Annotated in this window: 12 protein-coding genes and 1 pseudogene; all 13 read left to right on the forward strand. The window is 42.9% G+C overall.

The window, feature by feature from the left end; genetic code table 11:
* Positions 1-444 (forward strand): annotated as a pseudogene (locus JL57_RS06495) (VWA domain-containing protein); the annotation flags it as partial.
* A gap of 22 nt (positions 445-466) precedes the next feature.
* A complete protein-coding gene (locus JL57_RS06500) occupies positions 467-1,453 on the forward strand; it encodes a glycyl-radical enzyme activating protein (RefSeq protein WP_045691421.1) in 987 nt (328 codons plus the stop codon).
* 483 nt (positions 1,454-1,936) lie between these two features.
* Positions 1,937-2,362 (forward strand): Zn-ribbon domain-containing OB-fold protein, encoded by a 426-nt coding sequence (locus JL57_RS06505; protein WP_034141244.1) that lies wholly within the window; start codon positions 1,937-1,939, stop codon positions 2,360-2,362.
* 29 nt (positions 2,363-2,391) lie between these two features.
* Positions 2,392-3,537, forward strand: a complete 1,146-nt coding sequence (locus JL57_RS06510; RefSeq protein WP_034141245.1) for a thiolase family protein — start codon at positions 2,392-2,394, stop codon at positions 3,535-3,537.
* 32 nt (positions 3,538-3,569) lie between these two features.
* Positions 3,570-4,328, forward strand: coding sequence for an SDR family NAD(P)-dependent oxidoreductase (locus tag JL57_RS06515; RefSeq protein ID WP_034141246.1), 759 nt, complete (start codon positions 3,570-3,572; stop codon positions 4,326-4,328).
* Between the two features lie 16 nt (positions 4,329-4,344).
* Complete coding sequence (locus JL57_RS06520; RefSeq protein ID WP_034141247.1) at positions 4,345-5,097, forward strand: SDR family NAD(P)-dependent oxidoreductase; 753 nt, start codon at positions 4,345-4,347, stop codon at positions 5,095-5,097.
* A 30-nt stretch (positions 5,098-5,127) separates the two neighbouring features.
* The gene (locus JL57_RS06525; RefSeq protein WP_291299778.1) at positions 5,128-6,372 is read left to right on the forward strand and encodes a CaiB/BaiF CoA-transferase family protein; all 1,245 of its coding nucleotides are present in this window, start codon (positions 5,128-5,130) and stop codon (positions 6,370-6,372) included.
* Complete coding sequence (locus tag JL57_RS06530) at positions 6,362-7,582, forward strand: CaiB/BaiF CoA-transferase family protein (protein ID WP_034141248.1); 1,221 nt, start codon at positions 6,362-6,364, stop codon at positions 7,580-7,582. Before JL57_RS06525 ends, JL57_RS06530 begins: the two co-directional genes overlap by 11 nt.
* 25 nt (positions 7,583-7,607) lie before the next feature.
* The gene (locus tag JL57_RS06535) at positions 7,608-8,804 is read left to right on the forward strand and encodes an acyl-CoA dehydrogenase family protein (protein ID WP_034141249.1); all 1,197 of its coding nucleotides are present in this window, start codon (positions 7,608-7,610) and stop codon (positions 8,802-8,804) included.
* Positions 8,805-8,837: 33 nt separating this feature from the next.
* Positions 8,838-9,605 (forward strand): enoyl-CoA hydratase/isomerase family protein, encoded by a 768-nt coding sequence (locus JL57_RS06540; RefSeq protein ID WP_034141250.1) that lies wholly within the window; start codon positions 8,838-8,840, stop codon positions 9,603-9,605.
* Between the two features lie 225 nt (positions 9,606-9,830).
* Positions 9,831-10,388 carry a fumarate hydratase C-terminal domain-containing protein gene (locus tag JL57_RS06545; RefSeq protein WP_034141251.1) on the forward strand — a complete coding sequence of 186 codons (558 nt, stop codon included), beginning with the start codon at positions 9,831-9,833 and terminating at the stop codon, positions 10,386-10,388.
* A 308-nt stretch (positions 10,389-10,696) separates the two neighbouring features.
* Positions 10,697-12,301, forward strand: coding sequence for a CTP synthase (locus tag JL57_RS06550; protein WP_034141252.1), 1,605 nt, complete (start codon positions 10,697-10,699; stop codon positions 12,299-12,301).
* Positions 12,302-12,529: 228 nt separating this feature from the next.
* Complete coding sequence (locus JL57_RS06555; protein WP_034141325.1) at positions 12,530-13,612, forward strand: peptidoglycan bridge formation glycyltransferase FemA/FemB family protein; 1,083 nt, start codon at positions 12,530-12,532, stop codon at positions 13,610-13,612.
* Positions 13,613-13,616 lie beyond the last annotated feature (4 nt).

The following is a 13,616-nucleotide window of genomic DNA, read 5'->3' on the forward strand; positions in this document are numbered from 1 at the left end:
CAGAAAATATACCGGGCTCTATTTGAAGCTGTAAACAGCTTTAACAGTAATACCCGGATCTTTAGTTATTCAGAAGTTAAAGGAGAATGTACTCTTACAGAACTGACCCCTTCGCATGGAATGTTTTATACAGTGATCCCCAGGGGCAAGACTGCATCTGCTGAGGCAATTATCGCCACTGCTTTAATGTTGAAAAAGCATGCCAAGCGTCCGTTTATTATACATTTAACGGATGGAGCTTCAAACTGGGGGAGCGAGGTTAAGCTAGCCATTGATTACTGTAAACAAAAAAAAATTAGCTTGAAGACCCTTGGTTTTGGCTGCTCGTCAAGTAATATGGTTGGCTTAAAAGAAGAGTATGACAACCAGGTCGTGTTTGTGGAGGGCTTAAAAGAACTTCCCAAAGAATTCGCCAAATTATTGGCGAATACGAATTATTTATAAATTAAAACCTAGGAGGGATCTTATGTCTACAGAGGCGTTAAAAATAGAAACAGAGATAAGAGAGCCTTTGATATCTAATATTCAGCGTTACTCCCTTCAGGACGGACCGGGATTTAGAACAACTATATTTTTTAAGGGATGTCCCTTACGGTGTCCTTGGTGTCATAATCCGGATACGCACTCCATCGAACCGGAAATAAGTTATTATTTTGAAAAGTGCATCGGTTGTGGGAGATGCGCCGAGGGTTGTTCAACTGGGGCAACCTATACTGAAGTGAAGGGGCAAGGGTCAGTTCTAAGGTATGATAGAAGCAAGTGCAGTGGTTGCGGAAAGTGTGCAGAGGCTTGTTTATCAGGGGCAAGGGATATCGCTGGTCGAAAAATGCCGCTGAAGGAAATTATTCGAGAAGCAACTGCAGACGCGATGTTTTTTTTCAATTCCGGCGGGGGCGTGACGATAAGTGGTGGAGATCCTATGTTATTCCCAGACTATACTATAGAATTGGCAAGGCTCCTTAAAAAAGAAGGGCTTCATGTAGCGCTTGAGACCTCAGCGTTTGGTCAATGGCAACATCTTGAAAGACTACTAAACTACATAGATTTATTTTTAATCGATATTAAGACAATGGATGCAGATAAATGTAAAAATGTGATTAAGGGAGATTTGAAGGTTATCTTAGGAAATTTTGAGAAACTAGTTGAAGCCGGCGCCTCTGTACGGGCAAGATTACCGATTATACCAGGTTTTAATAATAGCCAGAGTGATTATGAAGCTTATACCGAATACCTAAGCAAATTTGTCGGGAAAATTGATGCTGTAGACCTTTTGCCATTCCATAGTTACGGCGAAAAAAAGTATCAGTTGCTGGGGAGAATGGAAAGTTATCAGTTTCAAAATGTACACTCCCTAGAGTCTAAAGAACTAAAGCCTTTTTTAATCATGCTAATTGAAGCGGGTTTTATCTCCGGCCAAAGTCTGACAGTCGGTGGTTTAATAGGCGTAAAATAAGTAAAAGCTGTTGGTCACATTTTATCTTTACCAAGGAGTTTGGTATCATAAGTTCTCAAAAACTGATGAATCCAAACATCGTAGATGACATTTGTCATCAATACAGGTATCTGTTGGTATACGCTAATCTTTTATAAGGTTCCTACAAAACTGATGATATATTTCATCAGTTTTTTTCACAATAATTTTAATATTCTAATAATACTGCGCAATTAGTGACTGTGCTGAGTTTGGAATGAATCTTGCAATGATTAACGATATTAATGATTACCTATGTGTAATGTCAACTGTATGTACCAAATGAAATAGGCTAGTTCTGGTTAAGGCCAAGTGCAACTCATTGAAGAAAATTTGGTAAAACCAAGTCTCGACTAAAACAAGGTGTAATCATACCCTGTGACAATCAAAACAAAGGAGGGAACGTTTATTTACAACGACAATCAAGGTTTCGTCTAGAAATTATAAAAGAATGGAGCTGTTAGAATGAGCGGTCAACCTACTATTGACACCAATGAACCGGTTTTTTTTCACCCTGATTTATTCGTCGTTCCAACGAACGGGGAAGCACCTTACCTTTTGGGGTACAAATGTGAGGATTGTGGTAAAGTATGGTTTCCAAAATTAGAGATATGTCCCGAGTGTTGGACGGATTTAAAACAAATTACCTTAAGTAGAAGTGGGAAATTGTACAGTTATTCTATTATTCATATAGGTCAAAGAGGGATCAAGTCCCCATACGCAGTTGGTTATGTGGATTTTCCAGAAGAGGTACGAATCTATGCTCAATTGGCCATTCCACACGAAAAATTAAAATTGGGAATGGATGTGGAAGTTATTGAGGGTGTTGTTAGGTTGGATAAAAATAGTAATCCAGTCATGCTCAGCTATATGTTCAAAGCAGTAGAGTAAATACCTTTACATAGAAGGAGGGCTAACAGATGAGAGAAGTATATGTTGTGGGGGTCGGGATGACTCCTTTTGGTAAGTTTCCGGATAGGCCTTATTATGATTTAGGAAAAGAGGCAGTTGTTAAAGCGGTCAAAGATGCGAATGTCGACAAACGTGAGATTCAAGCTGGTTATGTCGGAAATGTTAAAGCAGGAATGGCCCCCGGCCAAAAAGTGTTTAAAACATTAGGCATGACCGGAATGCAAATTGTCAACGTAGAAAACGCTTGTTCTAGCGGACAAACAGCCCTTAATTTAGCTTATTCGGCTATAGCCAGTGGACAATATGATATGGTCATGGCTGTAGGATGTGAGAACTTGACCGGTGGTAGGACTAGCGGAGAGGCCTTGGCTCCCGATCAGGATGACATTGAAGGAATTTTGGGTAATGTTATGCCAGCAATCTATGGTATGCGGGCTAAGAAATATATGGAGCAATATGGCGCTACTCCTGAAGATTTGGCGCTTGTTGCGGTGAAAAATCATAAACATAGCTCATTAAATCCTTATGCGCAATTTCGTAATTTAGTGACTATAGAAGAAGTTTTGGCTTCGCGGATGGTAGCCGAGCCCTTCACTCTTTTGCAATGTTGCCCGATAGCAGATGGGGCAGCAGCAGCGGTTGTCTGTTCGAAAGAGAAGATGCTGCAACTGGGTGCTAAGGGAGTTAAAATTGATGCTTCGATTCTGGTTTCCGGTTTATTCAAGAATCAACCCAGTGATCTGACTGTTCCGGAAATTACCCAGAGAGCTAGTCGCTTAGCCTATGAAATGGCAGGCATGGGACCGGTAGATATCAATATGGTAGAGTGTCATGATGCGTTTACGATTGCTGAATTTCTCTACTACGAAACGTTAGGTTTCTGTGAAAAGGGTGAAGCTGCTTCCTTTATACGAAGTGGTGCAGCTGAATTAGGGGGCAAACATGTTTTCAGTGTCAGGGGAGGTTTACTATGCATGGGACATCCTCTAGGAGCTACAGGGGTTGCTCAGACAGTTGAAGCAGTATGGCAGTTGCGAGGGCAGGCTGGAGATCGGCAGATTCCAGGAGCAAAAACGGCTATGATCCATATTACTGGGGGCGGGGTATCTGGAATGGATAACGCTGCCTGCGGTGTACACATCTTTACAGTTTAGAAAACTATCAGTAGGCGAAAGGAGAACTTCTTATGTCGATTAAGGATAGGGTTGCCCTAATCACCGGCGCGGGAAGTGGGATCGGTGAGGTAGTCGCGAAGACCTTTGCACAACATGGGGCCGCGGTAATTGTTAATGATGTTAGTTCTGAACAAGCAAACCGGGTTGCGGATGAAATTACGAAGAGTGGTAACCGCGCCTTAGCGATCTGTTCAGATGTTTCCAAGAAACCACAGGTTACGGAAATGTTCAAAGCCGCAATGGATACTTTCGGTCGTATTGATATTTTGATCAATAATGCAGGCATTGATAAACCTAAGGGAATAGTCGGAATAGCTGAAGAGGACTGGGACAGGATTATCAATATTAACCTCAAAGGACAATTCTTATGCTGTCAGGCAGCAGCTGCCTCCATGAAAGCGCAAAACTATGGTCGGATCATTAATATCTCTTCTCGCGCTTGGTTGGGTGGAGTTGGGCAGACCTGTTACTCCGCTTCTAAAGGTGGAGTGGTAAGTTTGACTAGAACCTTGGCCCTGGAGTTGGCCAAGAATCAGATCACTGTCAATTGTATTGCCCCAGGAATTATTGAAACTCCTCTCTTTAGAACTCTTCCTGAAGATGCCATTGAGAGATTAATGAAGATGCAGCCAACTGGAAAGATAGGAAAGCCGGAAGACATTGCCTTAGGAGCGGAGTTTTTCGCAGATGACGACGCGAGCTATATCACTGGCCAGGTCATCTATATTTGCGGTGGCAAAAGCATTTACAGTTCACTTTCAGTTATGTAAAGAGGGGGGTGGCAGCATGCATTTTGATAAACGTGTGGCTATGATTACGGGTTCAGGCGGCGGAATCGGTGAGGGTGTAGCCAAAAAACTAAGCGAATTAGGGGTTAAAGTTGTTATTAACGACGTTGACCAGGCAAAAGTAGATCGGGTGGTTCAAGAAATTAACGATAATGGCGGGGAAGCGGTGGGCATAGTCGCTGACATAACGAAGCTCGATGAAGTGGAAAACATGTTCAAGGCTATCGTAAGTCGGTTTGGAAAAATTGATATATTGGTCAATAACGCTGGGATTGCCAAAGATAGGGCGCTTAGGAAAATGACTGTGGAAGATTGGGATTCGGTCATTGCCGTAAATCTCAAGGGACAATTTCTGACTTGCAAAATTGCTTCAGAATACATGCGTGAGCAAAGCTTTGGTCGGATCGTTAATATTTCCTCCCGTGCTTGGTTAGGCGGGCCGGGTCAGGCAAACTATTCTGCTTCCAAAGGGGGAGTTGTAAGTTTGACCAGGACCTTGGCTTTGGAGCTTGGTAAGAGAGGGATCACGGTGAACTGTATTGCTCCGGGTTTAATCGAAACGCCCTTGTGGGAGACCCTCCCAGATGATGTAAAGCAGCGGTTGTTAAAGGCGCAACCCACAGGCAAAATTGGTTCTCCAACGGATATAGCCCATGCAGTAGCGTACTTTGCTTCAGATGATGCGAACTATGTTACAGGACAGACTATTTTTGTTTGCGGTGGTAAAAGTCTGTTTGCTAATATCGGCTAAGTGGGTAGATATTCGAAAGGGGGGGGACTAGTGCAGAATAAAACAGCGGAGGGGACCGTTTTTAGTAACATGAGGATCGTCGAACTTGCTGGTGAATTAGGTGCTTATACGGGCAAGCTCTTTGCGGATCTGGGGGCTGACCTAATTCGTATTGAGGCTATGGAGGGAGATCCTACCCGGTTAGAAAAGCCCTTTTTTAATGAAACCCCTGGAATTGAAAATAGTCTTAGATATCAATATCTAAACACAAATAAAAAAGGAATTGTATTAGATATAACATCTCCAGAAGGGAAAGAGGTTTTTCTTAAGCTAATCAAAACAACCGATTTGCTAATTGAAAGCTTTCCTCCCGGACATCTTGAAAGTCTAGGTTTGGGGTATGAAGTACTTTCGGCAATCAATCCTAAACTGGTGCATACTGCCATTACACCCTATGGTCAGTTTGGGCCTTATAAGGACTATCCTTTTTCAGACTTAACTTGCTTGGCTATGGGCGGAATGTTGTATCTAGCTGGTACCGAGAACGAAAAACCAGCTCAAGTTCCCGATAAACAGTCCTTTTTTCAGGCGGATTTGTATGCTGCCTATGGAAGTATGGTGGCCTTAATTAATGCCGATCTGACCTTAGAAGGGCAATATATTGATGTGTCCATACATGAGAGCGTTGCCACGGCACAAGAGAACGCGATTCAAACTTATGATTTGGAAGGACGGATTCGCCGTGGACTGGGCTTGATAGAAGCAGGTAATGGAACCTATAAATGTCAAGATGGCTATGTCTATATTGTAGCTGCTATGGGAAGCAATGCTCATTTATGGTACCCCTTAGTGGATTGGATGATTGAAGAAAAGATACCCGATGCTGAAGTTTTACGAGGCGAAGAATGGGCAATAAGTGACTATCGAAAAAGAGAAGAATCCATGGAAACATTCAAAATAATCTTTGAGAAATTCTCTGCAAAGTATACCAAACAAGATCTTTATCAAGAAAGCCAAAAGCGAAAAGTTGTGATTTATCCAGTTAACACAGCAAAAGACGTTTTAGAAAACCCTCAACTTAATTATAGAAAGTATTTCAAAGAGAGGTACTCGGAGTCAGTGAACGGTACAATCACCTATCCAGGATGTCCTTACGAATTAGAGAAGATACCTTGGGAGTTAAAGTGTGGAGCCCCTGCTTTCGGGCAACACACCGCCGAAGTGTTAAGGAACTTGGGTTACTCGACAGACGATATGAAATCCTTTGTGAAAAGGGGTATCAGCTATGCCAAATAAGCGACCTTTAGAAGGGGTAAGAGTTTGCGATTTTTCCTGGGTAGGCGCTGGTCCGTCCACAACCCGCCTATTATCGGAATATGGAGCAGATGTTATCCGCCTGGAAAGTAAGTCGAGATTGGATCTCCTTCGTCTAATCGGGCCGTATAAAGACGGCATTGCTGGCATCGAGCGGAGTGGTTATTTTAGTAATCGTAATCCTAATAAAAGAAGTATAGATATTAATATGAAAAACCCACAAGCTAGGGATCTAGTCGTTAAACTGATCAAAGAAAGCGATATTGTCATTAACAATTTTACTATGGGGGTCATGGAAAAATGGAACCTGGGCTACGAAGAGGTAAATGAGATTAAGCCTGATATCATTTATGTCACAATGCCTACTCAGGGTTCAACGGGTCCCCACAAGAACTATATGGGTTTTGGGATAACCATGAATGCGTTGGTGGGGATACATTATCTTACTGGTTATCCAGATAAGGTACCCTTTGGGATGGGAACGAACTATCCTGACCATGTGCCGAATCCTGTGCATACTGCTTTTGCTATTGCGGTAGCTCTTTTGCACCGGCGGAAAACAGGCCAAGGCCAGTTGATCGATGTTTCTCAAACTGAGGCAGCTTTGGCTGTATTACCTACCTCAGTTATGAATTATGCGGCAAATGGTAAGGTACTAGAGCGACGGGGCAACCGTGACCTAAACGTAGCGCCTCATGGGGTCTATGCCACTAAAGGCGACAGAAGGTGGATTGCGATTGCTGTTTTCAATCAATCGGAATGGGCAGCTTTATTAAACGTAATGGGAAACTCTGAATGGTCTAATAGCGAAAAGTTTTCTTCTGCGGCAAGTCGTTTGGAAAATCAAGATGAGCTTGACGAGATGATTGAAACGTGGACCAATCAACATGAAGCATATCAACTAATGGATCGACTGGCCCAAGCTGGGGTTAGAGCCGGAGTTCTGCAAAATTCTAAGGATTTGTTGGAAGACCCGCAGCTTAATGAGAGAGGTTTTTGGGCTTACCTAAACCATCAGGAAATGCGCAGACATGTCTATAATGTTTCGCCAGCTCATCTATCCAAAACTCCCGCGCAATTATATTCGCCTGCCCCACTATTGGGGGAGCATACGGATAGGGTGTTGAAGGAAGTCTTGGGGTTAAGCGAGGCGGAGATTGTGAAGTTAAGGGAAGAAAAAGTCATTGGATAATAGCCTAAACGGGGAGGACAACTTAATGGATTTTAGAATATCGGATGAATATGTAGCATTAAAAAAAATGGTGCGAAAATTTACCGAAAATGAATTGTTTCCTTTAGAACAAGATGTCATTGACCGTGAGTCAGCAAGGGGCACCAGTGATGCTCCATCCTTAGCACCGGAAGTAGAAATGCAATTAATGAAGAGAACTGAGGAATTAGGCTTATGGGGGATTGAGGTTCCCGAAGAATTTGGCGGACAAGATCTGGGCGCATTGGCCAAAGTTATTGTTGTAGAAGAAATGAATCGATCAATTGTTCAATTTACGTTACCCCCAGATGCTCCAAACCTTAATTTCTTAAAAGAGTGCTGCACTAAGGAACAATACGATCGATACCTGACGCCTTATGCCACGGGAAAAAAGCGTTCTGCTTTGGCCATGACGGAGCCCAATGCCGGATCAGACGCATCTGCTATTGAAACCCGGGCTGATTTTAAAAATGGCAAGTGGATTCTAAACGGAACTAAGGCATTTATCAGTTTTGCACCAAAAGTCGATTTTTTTATCGTGATTGCCTTATCGGATAGAGAAAAACGCAAAAAAGGCGGATTTACGGCATTTTTAGTGGATAAAGGAACTCCGGGATTGCAGATCGTCCGCAATGTTAATACTGTTGGCGATATGTTAGCCTACGAACTCGTTCTCGAAGACGTCGAGTTAGACCCAGGCCAGGTCTTGGGTGAGGTAGGGAATGCATTTATTCCGTTACAAAACCGTTTTGGAGTAAGGAGAATGGAGCTTGCTGCTCGGTGCTTAGGTTATGCAGATCGTCTCATTCAGCTGATGATTGAGCAAGCAAATATTAGAACGACCTTTGGTAAACCTTTAGCAGATCGGCAGGCAGTTCAGTGGTGGATATCAAATTCAACGATGGAACTGCACGCTGCCCGTTTAATGGTGTATCATGCCGCTTGGAAAGTTGATCAGGGTCATAAGGATATGCGCAAAGAAGCGGCAATGTTGAAGGTGTATTGTACAGAAATGCTTTCCAAAATTGCTGACCGCGCTATTCAGGTCCACGGTGGCCTGGGGCTTTCCAAAGAAATGCCAATCGAATATATTTATCGCTTAGTTCGCGTCTTCCGAATTGTTGAGGGCCCCTCGGAAATCCATAGGTGGCTACTGGCTAGGGAAATCCTCAAAGACGGTAAACCCTACGATGCATTTAGATAATATACTTGCCAAATTGAAAGGGGTATGAAGAAAATGGGTGTGCTTTTTAACAAAGAAGGACATGTTGCTTATATTACATTAAACAGGCCAGAACAATTAAATGCCTTAGACCCTGAATCATGGAAGGAACTTCATGAAATTTTAAGGATGGCAAAAGCTGATTTGGATATTCGCGTTTTAGTTTTGACGGGGGCAGGTGAGAAGGCATTCTGTACTGGATCGGATCTAAAAAAGAGTATGCCACCGCAAACCAGTTTTGCTTCAACTTATTTTGACGAGGATAATTTACTGGCTCCTATGGAAATGTGGAAGCCAATCATTTGCGCGATTAACGGTTATGCAATCGGTGGGGGTTTGGAAATGGCCCTGGCTTGTGATATTCGCATTGCATCTGAGAAGGCCTCCTTTGGTTTGTCGGAGGTTAAGGTAGGTAGTTTATCGGGATTAGGAGGTACCCAGAGACTGATAAGGGCTATTCCGAAGGCAGTTGCCATGAGAATGCTGCTAACGGGAGATAGGATTGATGCTCAAGAAGCGTACCGGATTGGTCTGATCAGTGACGTTGTTCCTGCAGATAAGTTAATGGAGACTGCTAAAGCCATAGCTGAAAAGATTGCGTCTAATGCTCCTTTATCAGTTAAAGCTGCAAAACAAGCTGTGGTAATCGGAGGAGATTTACCAGTCAAACAAGGTTCTCAACTGGAAGGATTGCTTTGGGGCATATTGCGTGATTCCGAAGATAGGATTGAAGGACGTGTAGCGTTTGCAGAAAAAAGACCTCCCAAATATAAGGGTAAATAAAGAGTGCAACTAAAACTCAAATTTAGAATGCTCACCTTTTTTGGAGGAAAAAACCTATCCAAAAAGGTGAGGTATATAAGAATGAGATGGTTAAATCTTATTTATCAAATGCTTAAATGGCTAATAAAAAATCAGAATTTTTAGAGTATTTATACAATTAAAAGACGCCGCCTAATTTGTCAAGTTCTTCTTAGAGTAGGATCTTTATGTTTAGGAGGTTTACAAATGATGGATGTAATTCGGATTGAAGTTCCATTAAGCCGTGATAAAGTCAGTTTTCTTAAAGCGGGTGATAACGTTCTTCTCAGTGGTACTGTGTATACTGGGATGGATGTAGCTCAGCGTAAAATTGTGGAAACGTTAACACGGGGTGACCGCCTTGAGTTTGATTTGTGTGACCAGCTATTTTATTTTGTAAACCCCTCCCCTACAAAACCAGGGCAGATTATTGGATCTGCTGGTCCGCAAGCTAATGGTTGGATAGATGAGTATTCATTAAAGTTGCTTGAACTGGGAATTACCGGAATTATTGGTAAGGGACTATGTTCTCAAGGCATAGTTGATGGATTTAAGGAACATGGTGCGGTATTCTTTGGGGCAATTGGTGGAATAGGTGCCTTAATTGCTAAAAAAATAATCTCTGCAGAAGTCATTGCCTACCCGGAATTAGGGCACGATGCTATCAATCGTATTGAAATTAAAGATTTCCCAGTTGTCGTTATCGTTGATAGTCAGGGGAATAATTATTACGAGAGCGCTAAAGCCAAGTACAGAAGAGTCTAGGAATTAAGATTGGGATAATATTGAGCTAGCCGTTTGAATGCGTTTACCTTGACATCCTTTACAAGTCTAGCTAAAATAGAACAGTGAGATAAAGAAAAATAGCGAGACACCTATTGAATCGTTGCCCGAGTTGTACCTATACACAAAACATAGTCTTTCTGACAGGAAAAATAAAAGCTAGTGCGGTTCTCGGACTAGCTTTATTTATGTGTTTTGTTGCAGAAGATAGTCTTGTAAGATAGTCTACTGCTTGAGAAATAGAGGAACTCTGTTTACATTTAAAGGTCTGAAAGGAAATGGTAAAGCGCATGACAAAATTTATTTTCGTAACGGGCGGCGTTGTGTCTTCCCTAGGAAAGGGAATTACAGCGGCATCCCTGGGTTGCCTTCTTAAAAATAGGGGTTTCAAAGTGGCAATACAAAAATTTGATCCCTATATTAATATTGACCCTGGAACAATGAGCCCATATCAACACGGTGAAGTGTTTGTTACGGATGATGGAGCGGAAACAGATCTAGATTTGGGTCACTATGAGCGCTTTATTGATGTTCCAGTTTCAAAAAACAGCAATGTTACCACCGGTAAGGTCTACTGGTCGGTCATCCGAAAGGAACGTAAGGGTGATTATCTAGGCGGGACTGTTCAAGTCATACCTCATATTACGAATGAGATTAAAGAGCGGATCTACCGTGTAGCGCGAGAAAGCCATCCAGACTTCGTGATCACCGAGATCGGTGGAACGGTTGGGGACATTGAATCCCTACCTTTTCTTGAAGCAATCCGCCAGATGAAGAATGATATTGGGCGAGAGAATGTCGTCTATATTCATGTAACCCTAGTCCCTTATTTAGCGATGTCTGGTGAATTAAAAACAAAACCGACACAGCATTCGGTTAAGGAATTACGGGGAATCGGTATTCAACCATCGATTATCGTTTGTCGTACAGAGAAAGCCCTCTCCAAGGACATGAAGGAAAAGTTAGCTTTACTATGTGATGTAGACTTAGAAGCGGTTGTTCAATGTTTGGATGCATCGACTATTTATGAAGTCCCCCTTAAACTCCAAGCAGAAGGACTTGACGATATTGTCCTACGCTGCGCAGGTCTAGAAGCCCCTCCGGCAGATATGGCCGAGTGGAAGGTAATGGTGGAGAGAATTAAATCTCCGACGAGGGAAATCGAGATTGCGATTGTTGGCAAATACGTGGAACTCCCTGATGCCTACCTAAGTGTGGCAGAGGCTTTACGGTCAGCAGGGACTGAGCACGGCGCTAAAGTAAAAGTTCGCTGGATTAATTCGGAGAATATTGAGGAAGAATCGGCCGAAAAGTACTTAGAAGGCGTTGATGGAATCCTTGTCCCCGGAGGATTTGGTAACCGGGGCATTGAAGGGAAAATCGAAGCAATCCGGTATGCTAGAGAACAAAAGACTCCATTTCTAGGGATTTGCCTTGGGATGCAAACAGCCATCATAGAAGTTGCACGCAATCTCTGTGGTATGGAACGTGCAAATAGTACAGAATTTGATGCAGACACACCTTTTCCAGTCATTGATATTCTCCCAGAGCAAAAGGACATCGAAGAAAAAGGCGGCACCATGCGCTTAGGTATTTCTCCTGCGAAATTAGTTGAGGGAAGTATTGCATACGCTGCATATCAGGATCAAGTTATTTACGAGCGCCATCGTCATCGCTATGAGGTCAATAATCAATTCCGAACTCAACTTGAAGAAGCTGGGTTGAGGTTCTCGGGCACATCGTTAGATGGACGTCTGGTAGAAATTGCTGAGTTCCCAGATCATCCCTGGTTTGTTGCCTCCCAGTTTCATCCCGAATTCAAGTCTCGGCCGAACCGAGCACATCCACTTTTCAGAGAATTTATACGTGCTACGCTATCGCAAGACGCGAAGTAGTTCGAAGTTCGAATTAATGTACGATATTCGTGCATCGTAAGGGTTCATATTTGCGAGGCGCGGGGTTCAATATTCGAACCTCGCGCCTCGTACTTCGAACCTCAACAGGAAGAGTTCTGCTAAACCTGGATTAAGGGTCAAGCATGAACTCTTCCTGTATAATAGTGAGTTACTGATTAGAGGAGCAAGACCATGGCAAGAATGAAGAGAGGAAGGGGACTGAACCGGATGCCCTATGTTGCAAGATGGATCGATAAAAATGAACATATGCGATTTAATGCTTTTTTAGCTAAAGATTCCAAAGGACACGTGCTCCAGTCGTGGGAGTGGGGAGAAATTAAGAGCAGGACAGGCTGGGTACCCTGGCGTTTGATAGTCGAAGAAAACAATGAGATCGTTGCAGTGGTCTCTATTCTTGAACGGAAAATACCGGTTATAGGGATTCCTATTTTTTACGCTTCACGAGGGCCGGTACTCAACTTAAAAAATAGTGCATTATTAGACTTAGTTTTAAAGGAAATTAAAACGTTAGCTAAGGCTCGAGGGGCTATTTTCCTAAAAATTGATCCAGATGTGTCTTCTTCAGAAAAAGAACTGGAGCAGTATTTGCTTTCGAGAGGATTCAGATCTGCTGAGAGCGGCAAGGGTTTTGAAGGGGTTCAACCAAAGTATGTGTTTCGGCTAGATATATCTCCAGATGAAGCAACCCTGCTCGCAAATATGCAACAGAAAACACGCTATAACATCCGTCTTGCCCAGAAAAAGGGGGTTCAGATCAGGCGAGGAAAACGAGAAGATTTGCCGGAATTTTATCGCGTATTGAAAGAAACGACCGAGCGCGATCGCTTTTTGGTGCGGGCTTATTCTTATTTTGAAGACCTTTATGATTCCTTGGTCCCGGCGGGCTTAGGGGAATTATTTATCGCCGAATATGAAGGGAATATTGTAGCCGGAACCTTGGCATTTGTCATAGGGGATAAGGCTTGGTACATATACGGGGCTTCCTCAAACGCTCACCGCAATGTCATGCCGAACTATTTAATTCAGTGGGAAATGATTCGGTGGGCAAAATCCCTGGGCTGCACTCTCTATGATTTTCGAGGGGTGCCCGGACATTTAACGGAAGATAATCCACTTTATGGGCTTTATCGATTTAAGAAGGGATTTAACGGAGAGTATACAGAGTTCATCGGAGAATGGGACCTAGTGTATCGCCCCATGGTTTATTTTCTTTGGAACCATCTAGAGCCCATCTATTCTGATTTGTTAAAGGGATTAATCACAAAGCTGCGGCGAATGCGGAGGGGATAACGCA

Source organism: Desulfosporosinus sp. BICA1-9 (assembly GCF_000802135.1).

Excerpts from the sequence above, each read along its gene's own strand:
- JL57_RS06515 (WP_034141246.1), top strand. The coding sequence starts at position 3,570 with ATGTCGATTAAGGATAGGGTTGCCCTAATCACCGGCGCGGGAAGTGGG.
- JL57_RS06550 (WP_034141252.1), top strand. The coding sequence starts at position 10,697 with ATGACAAAATTTATTTTCGTAACGGGCGGCGTTGTGTCTTCCCTAGGA.
- JL57_RS06500 (WP_045691421.1), top strand. The coding sequence starts at position 467 with ATGTCTACAGAGGCGTTAAAAATAGAAACAGAGATAAGAGAGCCTTTG.
- JL57_RS06530 (WP_034141248.1), top strand. The coding sequence starts at position 6,362 with ATGCCAAATAAGCGACCTTTAGAAGGGGTAAGAGTTTGCGATTTTTCC.
- JL57_RS06510 (WP_034141245.1), top strand. The coding sequence starts at position 2,392 with ATGAGAGAAGTATATGTTGTGGGGGTCGGGATGACTCCTTTTGGTAAG.
- JL57_RS06555 (WP_034141325.1), top strand. The coding sequence starts at position 12,530 with ATGCCCTATGTTGCAAGATGGATCGATAAAAATGAACATATGCGATTT.
- JL57_RS06505 (WP_034141244.1), top strand. The coding sequence starts at position 1,937 with ATGAGCGGTCAACCTACTATTGACACCAATGAACCGGTTTTTTTTCAC.
- JL57_RS06520 (WP_034141247.1), top strand. The coding sequence starts at position 4,345 with ATGCATTTTGATAAACGTGTGGCTATGATTACGGGTTCAGGCGGCGGA.
- JL57_RS06535 (WP_034141249.1), top strand. The coding sequence starts at position 7,608 with ATGGATTTTAGAATATCGGATGAATATGTAGCATTAAAAAAAATGGTG.
- JL57_RS06545 (WP_034141251.1), top strand. The coding sequence starts at position 9,831 with ATGATGGATGTAATTCGGATTGAAGTTCCATTAAGCCGTGATAAAGTC.
- JL57_RS06540 (WP_034141250.1), top strand. The coding sequence starts at position 8,838 with ATGGGTGTGCTTTTTAACAAAGAAGGACATGTTGCTTATATTACATTA.